General features: G+C 63.1%; 15 protein-coding genes. 7 read left to right on the top strand and 8 right to left on the bottom strand.

Translation table 11 applies throughout. From position 1 onward, the window contains the following. Positions 1 to 21: 21 nt before the first annotated feature. Complete coding sequence (locus HX807_RS13955; RefSeq protein ID WP_023659314.1) at positions 22 to 657, bottom strand: C40 family peptidase; 636 nt, start codon at positions 655 to 657, stop codon at positions 22 to 24. Positions 658 to 907: 250 nt separating this feature from the next. Between HX807_RS13955 and HX807_RS13950 the strand changes: the two genes are divergently transcribed. Further along, entirely contained in the window at positions 908 to 1336 is a 429-nt protein-coding gene (locus HX807_RS13950) for a TM2 domain-containing protein (RefSeq protein ID WP_003213752.1), read from the top strand. Positions 1337 to 1470: 134 nt separating this feature from the next. On the opposite strand, the gene HX807_RS13945 is transcribed toward HX807_RS13950, so the two are convergent. From HX807_RS13945 to gshB, 7 genes are all read right to left on the bottom strand, one after another. Beyond that, entirely contained in the window at positions 1471 to 2742 is a 1272-nt protein-coding gene (locus HX807_RS13945; RefSeq protein WP_003213750.1) for a dihydroorotase, read from the bottom strand. After that, positions 2739 to 3743 carry an aspartate carbamoyltransferase catalytic subunit gene (locus HX807_RS13940; protein ID WP_003213748.1) on the bottom strand — a complete coding sequence of 335 codons (1005 nt, stop codon included), beginning with the start codon at positions 3741 to 3743 and terminating at the stop codon, positions 2739 to 2741. Before HX807_RS13940 ends, HX807_RS13945 begins: the two co-directional genes overlap by 4 nt. Positions 3744 to 3767: 24 nt before the next feature. Then, positions 3768 to 4274 carry a bifunctional pyr operon transcriptional regulator/uracil phosphoribosyltransferase PyrR gene (pyrR, locus tag HX807_RS13935; protein WP_003213746.1) on the bottom strand — a complete coding sequence of 169 codons (507 nt, stop codon included), beginning with the start codon at positions 4272 to 4274 and terminating at the stop codon, positions 3768 to 3770. A gap of 72 nt (positions 4275 to 4346) precedes the next feature. Next, entirely contained in the window at positions 4347 to 4784 is a 438-nt protein-coding gene (gene ruvX, locus HX807_RS13930) for a Holliday junction resolvase RuvX (RefSeq protein WP_003213744.1), read from the bottom strand. Further along, entirely contained in the window at positions 4784 to 5353 is a 570-nt protein-coding gene (locus tag HX807_RS13925; RefSeq protein ID WP_003213742.1) for a YqgE/AlgH family protein, read from the bottom strand. The genes ruvX and HX807_RS13925 overlap by 1 nt, the downstream gene beginning before the upstream one ends. 67 nt (positions 5354 to 5420) lie before the next feature. Continuing rightward, on the bottom strand, positions 5421 to 6320 hold the full coding sequence (locus HX807_RS13920) for an energy transducer TonB (RefSeq protein ID WP_003213740.1): 900 nt from the start codon (positions 6318 to 6320) through the stop codon (positions 5421 to 5423). 77 nt (positions 6321 to 6397) lie between these two features. Continuing rightward, a complete protein-coding gene (gene gshB, locus HX807_RS13915) occupies positions 6398 to 7351 on the bottom strand; it encodes a glutathione synthase (RefSeq protein ID WP_003213738.1) in 954 nt (317 codons plus the stop codon). Positions 7352 to 7590: 239 nt separating this feature from the next. Here gshB and pilG point away from each other — a divergent pair, with 239 nt between their 5' ends. From pilG to HX807_RS13885, 6 genes are all read left to right on the top strand, one after another. Further along, a complete protein-coding gene (pilG, locus tag HX807_RS13910; protein ID WP_003213736.1) occupies positions 7591 to 7998 on the top strand; it encodes a twitching motility response regulator PilG in 408 nt (135 codons plus the stop codon). 47 nt (positions 7999 to 8045) lie between these two features. After that, the gene (gene pilH / locus HX807_RS13905; protein WP_003213734.1) at positions 8046 to 8411 is read left to right on the top strand and encodes a twitching motility response regulator PilH; all 366 of its coding nucleotides are present in this window, start codon (positions 8046 to 8048) and stop codon (positions 8409 to 8411) included. Between the two features lie 12 nt (positions 8412 to 8423). Then, a complete protein-coding gene (locus HX807_RS13900; RefSeq protein ID WP_003213731.1) occupies positions 8424 to 8948 on the top strand; it encodes a chemotaxis protein CheW in 525 nt (174 codons plus the stop codon). Further along, on the top strand, positions 8945 to 10996 hold the full coding sequence (locus tag HX807_RS13895) for a methyl-accepting chemotaxis protein (protein WP_177050262.1): 2052 nt from the start codon (positions 8945 to 8947) through the stop codon (positions 10994 to 10996). Before HX807_RS13900 ends, HX807_RS13895 begins: the two co-directional genes overlap by 4 nt. A gap of 198 nt (positions 10997 to 11194) precedes the next feature. Beyond that, positions 11195 to 17035 carry an Hpt domain-containing protein gene (locus HX807_RS13890; protein ID WP_177050260.1) on the top strand — a complete coding sequence of 1947 codons (5841 nt, stop codon included), beginning with the start codon at positions 11195 to 11197 and terminating at the stop codon, positions 17033 to 17035. Continuing rightward, the gene (locus tag HX807_RS13885; protein WP_003213725.1) at positions 17028 to 17483 is read left to right on the top strand and encodes a chemotaxis protein CheW; all 456 of its coding nucleotides are present in this window, start codon (positions 17028 to 17030) and stop codon (positions 17481 to 17483) included. Before HX807_RS13890 ends, HX807_RS13885 begins: the two co-directional genes overlap by 8 nt. Position 17484 lies beyond the last annotated feature (1 nt).

Below are 17484 nucleotides of genomic sequence, written 5' to 3'. Positions count from 1 at the left end.
TGCTCTCACATCAGCCTGATATCAGCGCTGCACAATCCGCAGGTTGTTCTGTTCTTTAGGCAGGACACGCTTGGCAATCACGTAGTTCTTGTCCCAGAACGGCTTCTTCAGCGTATCGATGCTCACGGACTTGCCACGACGCGGTGCGTGGATGAAACGGTCGTTGCCCAGGTAGATGGCAACGTGGTTCACCTGGCGGCTCTTCAGTTTGAAGAACAGCAGGTCACCCGGTTTCAAATCCTTGCGCTCAACCTTCAGCCCGTGGCCGGCGGCCATGGCGTTGGAAGTGCGCGGCAAATCCACGGCTTTTACGTCGTTAAACGCATATTTCACCAAACCACTGCAGTCGAACCCTTTACTTGGGCTGCTGCCGCCCCAACGATAAGGAGTACCGAGCACGTTGACGGCACGGCTGAGGACGTTGCTGCTTTGCTTGGTGTTGACGGCCATCAGCCCTGGCGCTGCATTACCGTGGGCCTTGCTCAGTTGAGTCGGGCGCTTCACGGTCAGCTTTACCGATTTGGCGGAGCTGGTGGTGGCGTGAACTTTAGGGGTGAAACCGTTAACGTTGGGAAGTCGTTGCTCACGATTGGTGGCGTGGGCGGCCAGTGGCATTAATAGGCAAATGGTTAGCCATGTCTTGAAAAATGGTCGCATTAGGCGTGGCTCTTTTTGGTTTGCGCGCAACTTTATAACAGCTTTTTGTGTCGTGCTAAGGCCGTTTGTCGACTGAACCCTGGGGTCAAATTCAGGAAAACCGTGACGAATTGCCGCGATTGTCCTACACAAGTCAGGCGGTATAAGGCTTTGAGGGAAGCGAAGATACCATTTGCCGCATGTCGGGCGCCCGTAAAAAAGTCACAAAGAAACCAGAAATATTTATCTATCGAGGCTAAAGAGGTACTCCATGAACACCTATCGACAGGATGTTTCGCAACAAGACACCCACAGCAAGGTGATCGGCTACCTGCTTTGGATTTTCGGTTTTACCGGTGCTCACCGCTTTTATTACGGCAAGCCGGTGACCGGGACGATCTGGTTTTTCACCTTCGGTTTGTTCGGGATTGGCTGGTTGATCGACTTGTTCCTGATTCCGGCAATGGACCGCGAAGCGGACCTGCGATTTACCGCCGGGCCGATCGAGTACAACGTGGCCTGGATTCTGTTGGCGTTCCTGGGTGTGTTCGGTTTGCACCGCATGTATCAGGGCAAATGGATCAGCGGGATCATTTACCTGCTGACCGGGGGCTTGTTCCTGATCGGGGTGCTGTATGACTTCTGGACGCTGAATACGCAGATTTCGATCCGCAATGCCGAGCGCAACGGCGGCCGTTAAGATTTGTGAAGATCCAAATGTGGGAGCGGGCTTGCTCGCGAATGCGATATGTCAGTCGACATCTCTATTGACTGACCCACCGCTTTCGCGAGCAAGCCCGCTCCCACATTTACTGTGCCCACTCTGGATTGGATTCAAGCCTGGTAGCTGATCCGCCCATCCACCAAGGTGTACCGCACAGTCGCCGGCAGGCTATGGCCGATGAATGGGCAGTTTTCACCCTTGGACAGCCAGTGTTCCCCGGCAATCGTGGAGCTGGCCGGATCAAACAGCACCAGGTCCGCCGCCGAGCCCACCGCCAGCTTGCCCGCCGGCAGGCGCAGCGCCTCGGCAGGGCCCGCACTGAGACGCGCCAGCAGGGTCGGCAGGTCCAGCAAACCATCTTCCACCAACGTCATTGCCAGCGGCAGCAACAGCTCGACGCTGCTGATGCCTGGCTCCGTCGCGCCGAACGGCGCCAGCTTGGCATCCCGCTCGTGGGGCTGGTGATGGCTGGAAATCGCCGAAACCACTCCGGACTTCACCGCTGCCCGCAAACCGTCCCGGTCAGCGCGGGTACGCAGGGGCGGCTGCACGTGATACAGGCTGGAGAAGTCGATCAGCGCCTCATCCGTCAGAATCAGCTGATACAGCGCCACATCCGCCGTCACCGGCAATCCGCGGGCTTGGGCCTGAGCGATCAGGGCCACGCCGCGAGCGCTGGTCAGCTGGCTGAAGTGCGCGCGTACGCCGCTTTGTTCCACCAGCAGCAGGTCGCGGGCCAGGGCCACGGTCTCGGCGGTTTCCGGGATGCCCGGCAGGCCGAGGAAGCTCGCGGTGGCGCCTTCGTGGGCCAGGCCGCCTTCGGCCAGGTCACGGTCCTGGGAGTGGAAAATCACGGTCAGGTCGAACGTCGCCGCATATTCCAGCGCACGGCACAGGGTGCGGGTGCTGCGAAAGCTCTCCAGGCCGTTGCCGAAGGCCACGCAGCCGGCGTCGCGCAGGGCGATCAGCTCGGCCAGTTGTTCGCCGTCCAGGCCTTTGCTCAGGGCGCCGATGGGGAACACTTTGCAGTTGCCGGCTTCGCGGGCGCGGTCGAGGATCAGTTCGGTCACCGCCGAGGTGTCCAGCACCGGTTTGGTGTGGGGCGGGCAGCACAGGCTGGTCACGCCACCGGCAGCGGCGGCGCGGGTTTCGCTGGTGATGTTGCCCTTGCGGCTGTAGCCCGGTTCGCGCAGGGCGACGTTCAGGTCAACCAGGCCGGGCGCGGCGATCAGGCCTTTGGCGTCGATGGTTTCGCTGGCGCTGAAGCCTGCGGGTGCGGCGCCGATGGCAATGATCTTGCCGGCTTCCAGGTGCAGATCGGTGACTTGATCCAGGCCGCTGGCCGGATCGATGACTCGGGCGCCGAGAATGCTGAGCTTCACTGGGCGTTCTCCTGCTCGAATTGACGTTGCGCGGTTTGCCCGCTCATGGCCATGGACAACACCGCCATGCGGATGGCGATGCCGTACGTGACCTGGTTGAGAATCACCGACTGCGCGCCATCGGCCACCGCCGACTCAATCTCCACGCCACGGTTGATTGGCCCCGGGTGCATCACGATGGCGTCCGGCTTGGCGCCGGCCAGGCGTGCGGTGGTCAGGCCGAACAGGCGATAGAACTCGCCTTCGCTCGGCAGCAGGCCGCCCGCCATACGCTCGCGCTGCAGGCGCAGCATGATCACCACGTCCACATCCTTGAGGCCCTCGGCCATGTCGGTGTAGACCTTCACGCCGTACTGCTCGATGCCGATCGGCAGCAGGGTCTTGGGGGCGATCACGCGGATGTCCGGGCAACCCAGGGTTTTCAGGGCCAGCATGTTCGAGCGCGCAACCCGCGAGTGCAGGATGTCGCCGACAATGGCCACCGAGAGGTTTTCAAAGCTGCCCTTGTGCCGCCGGATGGTCAGCATGTCGAGCATGCCCTGGGTCGGGTGGGCGTGACGGCCGTCGCCGCCGTTGATGATCGCCACATTCGGGCACACGTGCTCGGCGATGAAGTGCGCAGCACCGGAATCGCCGTGGCGCACCACGAACATGTCGGCCGCCATGGCTTCCAGGTTGCGCAGGGTGTCGAGCAGGGTTTCGCCCTTGCTCGCCGACGAGGTGGACACGTTCAGCGTGATCACGTCAGCCGACAGGCGTTGGGCCGCCAGTTCAAAGGTGGTGCGGGTGCGGGTCGAGTTCTCGAAGAACACGTTGCAGATGGTCTTGCCGCGCAGCAACGGGACTTTCTTCACCGCCCGGCCGCCGACTTCGAGAAACGAGTCGGCCGTGTCGAGGATTTCGGTGAGCAGTTCGCGGGGCAAGCCGTCGAGGGACAGGAAGTGTTGCAGCTGGCCCTGAGCATTGAGCTGCAGCGGGCGCTTGGCATCTAGAGGCGTCATCGCGGGGACTCTTTACAAGGCGGTTTAAAGGGCAAGGTCTTGCAGTTCGAGTTCGAGCGGCGTGGGACCGGACAATTTTACCCGCTGGTGGGCTTCCAGGGACAGGGTGGCGCCGACCACGTCCGGGCTGATCGGCAATTCGCCGGCGTCCAGGTCCAGCAGGCAGACCAGGGTCACGCTGGCCGGGCGGCCGTAGTCGAACAGTTCGTTCATCGCGGCGCGGATGGTGCGACCGCTCATCAGCACGTCATCGATCAGCACCAGGTGCTGGCCTTCGATCTCGAAGGGCAGGGCCGAGGGGCGCACTTGCGGGTGCAGGCCGTTCTGGCTGAAGTCGTCACGGTAGAAAGACACGTCCAGGGTGCCCAGGGGCGAGTCGCTGCCCAGTTCTTCCAGCAGCGCCTGGGCCACCCAGACGCCACCGGTGCGGATGCCGATAAAGCGCGGCTCGCTGATGGCACGGTGTTCCAGGTGCGCCTTGAGGCGGATCGCCATCTGGCTGATCAGGTCGGCGGGATTGGGCAGGCTCATGGGTGCTCCTTCTAGGCCTCGCGCAGGCAAGGTCCGGGCTCAAACGTAAGAAGACGCGGCAAGCCGCGTCAGTCAGGATTCAAATAAAGCGGTGTTTTCATCCAGCCAGCCCTGCAACAGCAGGGCCGCGGCGATGGCATCCACCGGGTTGTCGCGGTAACTGCCTTTCTGCCCGCCACGGTCGCGACGCTCGCCCTTGGCTTCGAACGTGGTCAGGCGTTCGTCGTGGGTATAGAAGGGCAGGTTGTAGCGGCCGTTCAGGCGGCGGGCGAACTTTTCGGCCCGCAGGCACATCTCGCTCGGGGTGCCGTCCATGTTCAGCGGCAGGCCGACCACCACGGCGTCGGGCTTCCACTCCTTGATCAGGGCTTCGACCTGGTTCCAGTCCGGCACGCCGTTCTGGGCCTTCAGGGTGCACAGCTCGCGGGCCTGGCCGGTAATCACCTGGCCGACGGCGACGCCGATCTGTTTGGTGCCGTAGTCGAAACCGAGGATCAGACGCAAGGCCATCAGGCGTGCCCCGCCTGGCTGGTCAGCAGGCTGAGGTTGATCCGCAGCTTGGCGGCGGCCGCTTCCAGGCGCAGTTCGCTGGGGGTGTTGAACAGGATGTCGGCGTCGAACGGGCAGGTCAGCCAGGCATTGCTCGCCAGCTCCGCCTCCAGTTGCCCGGCTTCCCAGCCGGCGTAGCCGAGGGTGATCACACTTTGATCAGGCCCCACGCCGTCGGCAATCGCGAACAGGACGTCCTGGGACGTGGACAGGGACAACCCTTCAAGGTCCACGGTCGCCTGGAATTTCGGCCCGGTGGGGTGCAGCACAAAACCCCGGTCCGTCTGCACCGGCCCGCCGATGTAGATCGGTACGTGCTGGCAGCTGGCGGGTGGGTCGATGTCCGGGCGCAGTTGCTCGAGGATATCGGCCAGGTTGAGGTCTTGCGGGCGGTTGACCACCAACCCCATCGCACCATTGGCGGTGTGCTCGACGATGTAGGTCAAGGTCTGCGCAAAGTTCGGGTCGGCCATATGGGGCATGGCGATCAGGAATTGGTGCTTGAGGTAGGTCGGGCTGACATTTTTCATGTCCGCTAGTGTGGCGTTGGAGGGGCGAACTGACAAGCTGAGGATGCGCAGGAAATCACCGCCAGCATCAATTGCTCGACAGCCGATCACCCTTGGCAAAGCGCCAGGTGCGAATGATTTCCAGGCGGTCGATGTCGTTCAGGTCCCCGGTAAACGGCGCAAAAGGCGCCGCCAGGCGCACGATGCGTTGCGCTGCCTGGTCCAGCAGCGGTTGGCCGGAGGACTCCAGCACCTGCACCTCGTACAAGGTGCCGTCGCGGTTGATCGACACCAGCAGTCGCAAATTGCCGTAGATCTGCTGGCGACGGGCTTCGTCCGGGTAGTTCAGGTTGCCGATGCGCTCGACCTTCTTGCGCCACTCATCCTTATACCAGGCGCCTTTGTCGCGCATGGTGGAGGCGGCGTTGAGGCGGTAGATCCGCGGGCGCTTGGCGTACAGCTGTTGTTCGTGGGCCAGTTCGGCTTCCAGGCTGGAGATCTCACTGGAGAGTTGCGAGCTGTCAAAAGTCGGGGCCGGCGGGGCCGGCGTGGGTTCGGTCTTGGCCTTTTCGCGCTGGGTCGGGGCTTTTTGCGGCTTGGGCGCCACGGTGGTGACCGCCGCCTTGGGTGCGGCCTGTTTCACCTCCGGCTTGGGCGCCGGCGGTGGCGTGACCTTATTGACCTTGTTGTCCTGGAATGGCGCGACTTCAGTGGTCTTGGGCACGGCCTTCTTGTCGAGGGTGCCGCTGCCTTGCTGATTGTCCTGGGCGAGAAAGTCGGCCTTTTCGGGCTTCTTTTCGCTTTTGAACGTGGCGAGGGTGATTTCCAGGGTCTTGGTGATCTGCTTGGGTTCGGCAAAGGTGAAACCCAGGCCGAGGATCAGCGCCAGGTGAATCAACGCCGCCAGAAACAGGGTAAATCCGAGCCGATCAGCCGGGCGCACGCCGCTGTGGGAGAGTTCGGGGGGCAGATCGGACGGGAGCGTCATGACAAGAAAACCAACATCGCGCGTTTCACAGGTGGCGCATGATAACGCAATGTTGGTTTGTGTCCGGCTGTTCTATGTCACTTGGCTTGTAGCTTGGCGGCAATCGCAGCCATCAGCATTTCGCCGATGTTCGTGCCAAATGCGTTGTCGATCTCGCGAATACAGGTCGGGCTGGTGACGTTGATTTCGGTGAGGTTCTCGCCGATTACGTCCAGTCCTACGAACAGCAGGCCTTTTTCGCGCAGGGTCGGGCCGACTTGGGCTGCAATCCAGCGATCCTTGTCCGTCAGCGGGCGGGCTTCACCCCGGCCACCGGCGGCCAGGTTGCCGCGGGTCTCGCCGGCGGCCGGAATGCGCGCCAGGCAGTAAGGCACCGGCTCGCCGTCGATCATCAGGATGCGCTTGTCGCCGTCCTTGATCGCCGGAATGTAGGCCTGGCCCATGATCTGCTGGGTGCCCAGCGCAGTCAGGGTCTCCAGGATCACCGACAGGTTCGGGTCGCCGGCGCGGTGGCGGAAGATCGAGGTACCGCCCATGCCGTCCAGCGGCTTGAGGATCACATCGCCGTGCTTGGCGGCGAATTCGCGCAGCACATCGGCGCGGCGGCTGACCACGGTCGGCGGCGTGCATTGCGGGAACAGCGTGGCGAACAGCTTTTCATTGCAGTCGCGCAGGCTCTGGGGCTTGTTGACGATCAGCACGCCCGCGCGCTCGGCCTGCTCCAGCAGGTAGGTGGAGTAGACGAACTCCATGTCGAACGGCGGATCCTTGCGCATCAGGATCACGTCGAGGTCGCTCAGGGGGCTGTCGATTTCGTCTTGCAGCTCGAACCACTTCTCGGGGTTGGCAAACACCTGCAGGGGACGCATCCGCGCCCGCGCTTCACCGTCGCCCTGGTAAAGGTCCGGCTGCTCCATATAGAACAGGCTCCAGCCGCGGGCCTGGGCGGCCAGCAGCATGGCCAGCGAGCTGTCCTTTTTATAGGAAATGCTGGCGATAGGGTCCATGACAATGCCGACGCGAACGCTCATGGGGGATTTCCTCTAGCAAATAAGGGCGCATAAAAGTGGCGTCAGAGTGGCGCTGCGGCTGTTGTGGGTCAAGGAAAAACCACCACGCGGGTCGGCCGATAGATTGCGTTCTGAGACTGTGCTAAAAAGGCTGCCATGGCACATCAGCCCTTGAATTCCGAGGCTTTTGGCGCTCGTCCTGTGCAACATCAGGCAGTACACACCGAAAACCTATTCGCTGTGGCGATGGTAGAGCAGATATGGAACAGCATTCCAACGCCTTGAAAGTGATGGTGATCGACGATTCGAAAACGATTCGCCGCACGGCCGAAACACTGTTGAAGAACGTAGGGTGCGATGTCATCACGGCCATCGACGGTTTCGATGCCCTGGCCAAGATTGTTGACCATCATCCACACATTATCTTTGTCGACATCATGATGCCGCGCCTGGATGGCTATCAGACCTGCGCGCTGGTGAAGAACAACCCGGCGTTCAAGTCGATCCCGGTAATCATGCTGTCCTCCAAGGATGGTCTGTTCGACAAGGCCAAGGGGCGCATCGTCGGCTCTGATCAGTTTTTGACCAAGCCTTTCAGCAAGGAAGAACTGCTGAGCGCGATCAAGGCCTATGTACCGGGCTTCGCCGCAGTAGAACAAGCACACTGACGGGGGCCCCACGAGGGCTTGCGTCTACTAGATAAGTGGGGAAAACCATGGCACGTGTTCTGATCGTCGACGATTCGCCGACTGAAATGTACAAACTGACCGAAATGCTCGAAAAGCACGGTCACACCGTCCTCAAGGCCCAGAACGGCGGCGATGGCGTTGCGCTGGCCCGTCAGGAAAAGCCGGATGCGGTGCTGATGGATATCGTGATGCCGGGCCTCAATGGCTTCCAGGCCACCCGTCAGTTGACCAAAGATGCCGAGACCAGCCACATCCCGGTGATCATCATCACCACCAAGGATCAGGAAACCGACAAGATCTGGGGCGAGCGCCAGGGCGCCAAGGATTACCTGACCAAGCCCGTGGACGAAGAAACCCTGATCGCTACCCTGAACAAGGTGCTGGCCGGCTGACGGCACGTTCCCATGACCGAGTCGCAAACCGCCTTCGAGCTGCTGCTGGACATCGACCGCCGCTGCCGCTTGCTGGCTGCCGACCTGCCGTCCCAGGAAACCCGGCTGCTCAGCTGGAGCGGGATCGGGTTTCGCCTGGGCGAACACTGGTACGTGGCGCCCATGGGCGAGGTGGCGGAAGTGCTGCACGAACCGCGCTGTACCTTGATGCCCGGGGTCAAGCCGTGGATCAAGGGCGTGGCCAACCTGCGCGGGCGCTTGCTGCCGGTGATGGACCTGGGCGGTTTCCTTGGCCTTGAGCTGTCGGTGGCGCGCAAACAACGGCGGGTGCTGGTTGTGGAGTATCAGGACGTGTTTGTCGGCCTGTTGGTGGACGAGGTGGTGGGCATGCAGCATTTCGCACAAGACGCGTTGTCGACGAGCACCGCAGGCGGCGCGCCGTTTATCCAGGGCCAGTTCGACGGCGACCAGCTGTGGCAGGTCTTCAGCCCCTTCGCCCTGGCCCAGGCTCCAGGTTTCATGGATGTCGCCGCATGAGTACCGTCACCCCGGTCAAACCCCAGGAAGCCTCCCGCAGCCGCTCGCAGATCATCGTGCTGTTTATCGCGCTGATCGTGTTCATCATGCTGCTGTTCGCCAACTTCGCGTACCTCAACACCCAGTCTACCTACGACAAACAGTACATCGGCCACGCCGGTGAGCTGCGGGTGCTGTCCCAGCGCATCGCCAAGAACGCCACCGAGGCTGCCGCCGGCAAGGCGGCGGCGTTCAAGCTGCTGGGGGATGCGCGCAACGATTTTGCCCAGCGCTGGGGTTACCTGAAAAAAGGCGACCCGGCCACCGGCCTGCCCGCTGCACCCACCGCCGTGCGTGCAGAAATGCGCGCCGTGCAGACCGACTGGGAAGCGCTGCTGAAAAACGCCGATGCGATTCTGGCCAGCGAGCAAACGGTGCTGTCGTTGCATCAAGTGGCCGCGACCCTGGCGGAAACCGTTCCGCAGTTGCAGATGGAGTCGGAAAAGGTTGTCGATATTCTGCTGCAACGCGGCGCACCGGCCAGCCAGGTAGCGTTGGCCCAGCGCCAGTCATTGCTGGCCGAACGCATCCTGGGGGCGGTGAACACCGTGCTGGCGGGGGACGAGACTGCCGTGCAGGCCGCCGATGCCTTCGGCCGCGATGCCAACCGTTTCGGCGTGGTGCTCAGCGGCATGCTCAACGGCAATCCCGGGCTGCGCATCACCCAGGTTGAAGACCACGACGCTCGCGCCCGGTTGGCGGAAATTTCCGAGCTGTTCGAATTCGTTTCGGGCTCCGTGGACGAAATCCTCGAAACCTCGCCGCAGCTGTTCCAGGTGCGCGCCTCGGCGAGCAATATCTTCAACCTGTCGCAAACCCTGCTGGACGAAGCCTCGCACCTGGCCACCGGCTTTGAAAACCTGGCGGACGGGCGCACTTTCGACACCATCGGCGGCTACGTGCTGGGCTTGCTGGCGCTGGCCTCGATCATCCTGATCGGCCTGGTGATGGTCCGCGAGACCAACCGCCAGTTGCGGGAAACCGCCGAGAAGAACGAGCGCAACCAGAACGCGATCATGCGCCTGCTGGATGAGATTGAAGACTTGGCCGACGGCGACCTGACCGTCACCGCCTCGGTCACCGAAGACTTCACCGGCACCATTGCCGACTCCATCAACTATTCCGTGGACCAACTGCGCGACCTGGTGGCCACCATCAACCTCACTGCCGGCCAGGTGGCTGGTGCGGTGCAGGACACCCAGGCCACCGCCATGCACCTGGCCCAAGCGTCGGAGCATCAGGCACAGCAGATTGCCGAAGCCTCTACGGCGATCAACCAGATGGCCCAGTCCATCGACCAGGTGTCGGCCAACGCCGCCGAATCTTCGGCAGTGGCCGAGCGTTCGGTAGAGATTGCCAACAAGGGCAACGAGGTGGTGCACAACACCATCCACGGCATGGACAACATCCGCGAACAGATTCAGGACACCGCCAAGCGCATCAAGCGGCTGGGGGAATCGTCCCAGGAAATTGGCGACATCGTCAGCCTGATCGATGACATCGCCGAGCAGACCAACATCCTCGCGCTCAACGCCGCGATCCAGGCGAGCATGGCCGGTGATGCCGGGCGTGGTTTTGCGGTGGTGGCCGATGAGGTACAGCGCCTGGCTGAGCGCTCTTCAGCGGCGACCCGACAGATCGAAACCCTGGTGCGAGCGATCCAGACGGATACCAACGAAGCCGTGATTTCCATGGAGCAGACCACCACCGAAGTGGTGCGCGGTGCGCGGCTGGCCCAGGACGCCGGGGTAGCGCTGGAAGAGATCGAAGGCGTGTCGAAAACCCTGGCGGCATTGATCCAGAGTATCTCCAACGCGGCGCAGCAGCAGACGTCGTCGGCGGGGCAGATTTCCCTGACGATGAACGTGATCCAGCAGATCACCACTCAGACTTCGTCGGGCTCTACGGCCACTGCCGAGAGCATCGGCAACCTGGCAAAAATGGCCAGTCAGTTGCGGCGGTCGGTGTCGGGGTTCACCTTGCCGGCGGTGAAGCGGGTGGATGAGTGAAATGCGCCCTCGAAAACACCGAAAAGCAAATGTGGGAGCGGGCTTGCTCGCGAATGCGGTGTGTCAGTCGCCGACGCTTTGTCTGACCCACCGCATTCGCGAGCAAGCCCGCTCCCACAGTTGATCTCCTTTGTTTTGAGATCGGTGTACGCATGACCCAGCACTACCAGCAACTCATGAATTCAGACGGGAGCGGTTATGGTTGATCGGCACGACTACGTGGCCCTCGAATGGGTCAAGGGCGAAATTGCCGAAACCCTGAAACAGGCCCGTTCGGCGCTGGACGCCTATGTTGAAGAAAGCAGCAGCGAGGCCATCGGCCAGTGCCTGGAATGCATCCATCAGGTGCATGGCAGCCTGCTGATGGTCGAGTTCTACGGCGCGGCCCTGTTCGCTGAAGAAATGGAACAACTGGCCCTCGCCCTGCAAGGCGCGCGCGTCAGCCAGCGCGACGAAGGCATTCGCCTGCTGCAACAGGGCCTTGGCCAACTGCCGCTGTACCTCGACCGCGTACACAGCGCCCGGCGCGACCTGCCCCTGGTAGTGCTGCCGCTGCTCAACGACCTGCGCAGCGTGCGCGGCGAAAGCCTGCTCTCGGAAACCAGCCTGTTCAGCCCGCAACTGCTGGTGATCCCGCCGCTGCCCGAAGACGCCCTGGCCCAGCGCACGCCAGAGGATTTCCCCGAACTGCTGCGCCAGTGGCGGCAGATGCTGCAACAGGCACTGGTCGGTTTGCTGCGCGAAGACCACGGCCCCAGCAACCTGGAAGACATGGCGCGGGTCTTCGCCCGCCTCGAAGCCCTGTGCCATGGTGCGCCGCTGTTACCGTTGTGGCAGGTGACCTCGGCGCTGGTGGAAGGCATGCTCATTGGCGTGGTTGCCAACAGCCCGGCGTTGCGCAGTTTGCTCAAGGCCTGCGACAAGCAACTCAAGCGCCTGCTGATCCAGGGCATCAACGGCATCAACACCCCGGCCCCGGATGAGCTGCTCAAGAGCCTGTTGTTCTACGTCGCCAAAGTCACCCGACCGACTCCACGGATGCAAAGTTTGAAAGAACGTTATGGCCTCGATGAAGCTTTGCCCGACAGCGCCGTGGTGGACGCCGAACGCGCCCGCCTGGCCGGCCCGGACCGCGACGCGATGGGCTCGGTGCTCGGCGCGTTGTGCGAGGAGCTGGTGCGGGTCAAGGAACGCCTGGACCTGTTCGTACGCAGCGACCGTCAGCACGCCTCGGACCTTGAGGCGTTGCTGGCGCCGCTGCGGCAGATCGCCGATACCCTCGCCGTATTGGGCTTCGGCCAGCCGCGCAAAGTGATCATCGACCAACTGGCGGTGGTACTCGGCCTGGCCCAGGGGCAGCGCGAACCCAACGATGCGGTATTGATGGACGTTGCCGGTGCGTTGCTCTACGTCGAGGCCACGCTGGCCGGGATGGTCGGCACTGTCGAGCCGGAGCGCCGCGAAGAAAGCCGCCTGCCTACCACCGACCTGACGCAGATCCACCACCTCGTCATCCGCGAATCCTGCCAGTGCCTGACCCAGGCCAAAGAGCTGGTGATCGACTGCATCGAGGCTCACTGGGACATCCAGCGCCTGGAGTCGCTGCCCGAGTTGCTGACCCAGGTGCGCGGCGCGCTGGCGATGATTCCGCTGCCCCGCGCGGCGAGCCTGATGCGTGGCTGCAATGACTACGTCAACGAGCAACTGATGGTCGGCGACGCCGCGCCTTCCGAGGCGCAGCTTGAGCATTTTGCCGATGTGCTCACCAGCCTCGAGTACTACCTGGAACGCATGCTCCAGGACCACGACGCCCCGGGCGAACGGGTGCTGGAAGTCGCCGCTGAAGGCCTGGCCGCGCTGGGCTATTTGCCGGCCGAAAAACCCTGGCGCCAGGCACTGCTTGAGCAGGGTGATACGCCCACGGAGCAAACCCCGTTCCTCGCCGATGCGTTGGCCAGCCCCACCTCGCGCCTCAACCCGCCGGCACTCCAGCGTCCCGGCAGCCTGCTGCCGCCGCCCGCCGGTGAAGAAGCCATCGATGATGAACTGCGGGAAGTCTTCCTCGAAGAAATCGCCGAAGTCCTCGATGTGCTGCATCGCTATGTGCCCGCCGGCACCGCCAGCCTGGAAGACAAGGCCACCCTGAGCGAAATGCGCCGCGCCTTCCACACCTTGAAAGGCAGTGGCCGCATGGTGCGCGCCCTGGTGTTGGCAGAGCTGGCCTGGGCCGTGGAAAACCTGCTCAACCGCGTGCTGGAGCGCAGCGTCGCGCCGGGCCCGGATGTGCAAGCAGTGCTGGATGACGTGTTGGAATTGCTGCCGGAGCTGATCACCGATTTTGCCGACAATGCCCAGCGCCAGCGCGATGACGTAGACGAACTGGCGGCGCGGGCGCACGCCTTGGCCAGCCGTGTCGAACCGTCGGCCACAGACCCGGCCGCCCTGGACCCGCAGTTGCTGGAAATCTTCCGCAACGAAGCCCAGAGCCACCTCGACAGCCTCAACCACTTCCTGCAACAGGCCACCGAGCACCTGCCGCTGCAAGTCAGTGATGAACTGCAACGCGCACTGCACACCCTCAAAGGCAGCGCCTATATGGCCGGTGTGTTGCCCATCGCCGAACTGGCGCGCCCGCTGGATCACCTGACCCGCGAATACAAGGCCCACCGCCTGCCGCTGGACCTGGATGAAATCGAATTGCTGCTGGAGGCCGAGGCGTTGTTCCAGCGCGGCGTGCGCCAGTTGGACAGTGACCCTCACGCGGCCATCAATGGTGCAGCAGGGCTGATCGAGCGCACGCAAAACCTGCTGAACAGCCAGCTTGAAGCCTTGCTGAATGCGCCCAACACCGGCCTGCGGATCAAGCGCGACCCGCAGTTGATCGCCAACTTCCTGGCCCAGGGCATGGACATCCTGCTGGACGCCGAAAGCCTGCTGCGCCGCTGGCAGCAGCACCCCGGCGAACGCCAGGAACTGAGCGCGCTGCTGGACGAACTGACCACCCTCGGCGAAGGCGCGCACCTCGCCGACCTGCACTCGATGGACGAACTGTGCGAAGCCTTGCTCGACCTCTACGGCGCAGTGGAAGAAAACAGCCTGGCGGTCAGCGAGCGCTTCTTCCACGAGGCCGAACAGGCCCACGAAGCCCTGATCAACATGCTCGACCAACTGGCCGCCGGCCAGGAAATCAGCGCGGCGCCGGCCCGGGTACGCGCCCTGCGCGAGCTGCTGGATGAAGGCCTCGACCCGTCCGCCACCGGCCTGATCAAGACCGACGGCAGCCGCGCGCTGAGCATCTCCGAGCTGGGCGCCGCTACGGCGAAGCTCGATCAGGGTTTTGCGGTGGATGACGAAATCGTCGAGATCTTCCTTGAGGAAGCGGTGGACATCCTCGACAGCGCCGGCCAGTCCTTGAAGCGTTGGCTGCTGGACCCGGATAACGCAGCGCCGCTGTCATCGTTGCAGCGGGATTTGCACACCCTCAAGGGTGGCGCGCGCATGGCTGAAATCGGCGCGGTGGGCGACCTGGCCCTTGAGCTGGAAAACCTTTACGAAGGTTTGGTGGACCGGCGCTACAGCTATTCCAGCGAGCTGGCCAATGTGTTGATGGCCAGTCATGAGCGGCTGGCGCTGTTGCTTGAGCAACTGCAACACCAGCAACCGTTGAGCGACTCCTCCGACCTGATCAGCCACTTGCGTGAGTTGCGCCAAGGCACCGGACAAGCGGCGCCCGCAGCGGCCGCCGAAGTCGAGACGCCGGGCAGTGATCCCGAGCTGCTGGATATCTTTCTCGAAGAGGCCGCCGACATCCTCGACAGCTCCGGCGCCGCGCTGTTGCGCTGGCAGGCCGAGCCGAAAAATCGCCAGGAAGTCGAGACACTGCTGCGCGACCTGCACACCCTCAAGGGCGGCGCTCGCATGGTCGAGATCGGCCCGATTGGCGACCTGGCCCATGAGCTGGAGTTTCTCTATGAGGGCTTGTCGGCAGGTTTGCTGGCGCCCTCGGCGGAGCTGTTCGCCTTGCTGCAAGGCTGCCACGACCGCCTGGCGCAGATGATCGATGCGGTGGCGGCGGGAATGCCGGTGGGCTCGGTGGACCTGCTGATCGAGCGCATCAAGAGCCTGGTGCGTCCGGCTGAAGTGACGGACGCACCGCTGGCGTTGACGGCAACCAAAACCGAGGCGGTGCCGGCCAGCGATCCGGCCGCCGACATGGTGAAGATCTCTGCCGACTTGCTGGATGACCTGGTCAACCTGGCGGGTGAAACTTCGATCTTCCGTGGGCGTATCGAGCAGCAGGTCAACGATGCGAGCATCGCCCTCAACGAGGTGGAAACCACCATCGAGCGTATGCGCGATCAACTGCGCCGCCTCGACACCGAGACCCAGGGCCGCATCCTCAGCCGCCAGCAGGCCGAGGCCGAACGCCTGGGCTACGAAGAATTCGACCCGCTGGAAATGGACCGCCATTCCCAGTTGCAACAACTGTCCCGGGCCTTGTTCGAATCGGCTTCCGACCTGCTCGACCTCAAGGAAACCCTCGACCGCCGCAACCAGGACGCCCACAACCTGCTGCAGCAACAGGCGCGCATCAACACCGAGTTGCAGGAAGGCCTGATGCGCACGCGCATGGTGCCCTTCGAACGCATGCTGCCACGGCTTAAACGCATCGTGCGGCAGGTGGCGGGCGAGCTGGGCAAGGACGTGGAATTTATCGTCGGCAATGCCGAAGGCGAGATGGACCGCAACGTGCTGGAGCGCATGGTCGCGCCGCTGGAACACATGCTGCGCAACGCCGTCGACCACGGCCTGGAATCCCGCGATGCACGATTGCTGGCCGGTAAACCCGAGAAAGGCCGCATCACCCTTGACCTGACCCACGAAGGCGGCGACATCGTTTTCGACATGCGCGACGACGGCGCCGGCGTGCCGCTTGAAGCTGTGCGGCGCAAGGCGATCAAGCGTGGCTTGCTCGACCCCAGCCTGGAAATCAGCGACCGCGACGTGTTGCAGTTCATCCTGCAACCGGGGTTTTCCACTGCCGAAAAAATCACCCAGATTTCCGGGCGTGGCGTGGGCATGGACGTGGTGCATGAAGAAGTGCGCCAGCTGGGCGGCTCGATGGTCATCGACTCGACGCCGGGAGAGGGCGTGCACTTTCGCATTCGCCTGCCGTTCACCGTGTCGGTCAACCGGGCGATGATGGTGCAGTGTGCCGACGATCAATACGCGATCCCGCTGAACACCATCGAAGGGCTGGTGCGGGTCATGCCCCATGAGCTGGAAGGGCACTATCAGCAGGACCCGCCGCGCTACGAATACGCCGGCCAACGCTATGAACTGTTCTACCTCGGCGACCTGCTGCACACCGTCGGCCGGCCGAACCTGCTGGGCCAGTACCAGCCGCTGCCGGTGCTGCTGGTGCAATGCAACGAACGGCGCGTGGCGGTGCAAGTGGACGCCATGGCCGGCACCCGGGAGATCGTGGTCAAGGGCCTGGGGCCGCAGTTTGCCGGGGTGAAGGGCGTGTCTGGCGCAACCATCCTTGGCGATGGCCGCGTGGTGCTGATCATCGACCTGATGGCGCATATCCGCGCCCGGCCACCGGCGTTGCCGGCCCAGGCGGCGGACGCTCCGTTGATCCTCAACGACCCGCTGAAAAAGCGCCCGCTGCTGGTGCTGGTGGTGGACGACTCGGTCACCGTGCGCAAAGTCACCAGCCGCCTGCTGGAGCGCAACGGCATGAACGTGCTCACCGCCAAGGACGGCATCGACGCCATGGCCGTGCTGGAAGAGCACACCCCGGACCTGATGCTGCTCGACATCGAAATGCCGCGCATGGACGGCTTCGAAGTGGCCATCCAGGTGCGCGACGACCCGCGGCTGATGCGCATGCCCATCATCATGATCACCTCCCGCACCGGGCAAAAACACCGTGATCGTGCGATGGCGATTGGCGTCAACGACTACCTCGGCAAGCCTTATCAAGAGTCGGTGCTGCTGGAAAGCATCGCTTACTGGAGCAAGTCCCGTGCTTGATCACCGCGCAACTCAACTCACCGGCTTGCTGCTGCCATTGGCCGACCGTCACCTGTTGTTGCCCAACGTCGCCGTGGCCGAGCTGATCGACTTCCAGCGCGGCGAACCGGCCAGTGATGCGCCGCCGTGGTATTTGCGGCAGGTTACCTGGCGGGATCGGCAGTTGCCGTTGATCAGCTTTGAGGCCGCGTGTGGCGAGTCGGGCGTGGTGGGAGAGCGGGCGCGGATTGTGGTGTTGAACACCCTCGGAGGACGGCCGACGTTGAAGTTTATTGCGTTGGTGATCCAGGGGATTCCGCGTTCGTACAAGCTCGATAGCCAGTTGAGTTATGTGGACGTGCCGTTGTGCCCGCTGGAGTTGGCGGCGGTGCAGGTGGGGGAGCATGTGGCCAGGGTGCCGGACTTGATGGGATTGGAGGCGTTGTTGGTCGAGGCCGGATTGGCCTGAG

The organism is Pseudomonas sp. D8002, from assembly GCF_013385695.1.
Taxonomy (GTDB): domain Bacteria; phylum Pseudomonadota; class Gammaproteobacteria; order Pseudomonadales; family Pseudomonadaceae; genus Aquipseudomonas.
This window is presented reverse-complemented; position numbering and strand designations above follow the sequence as displayed.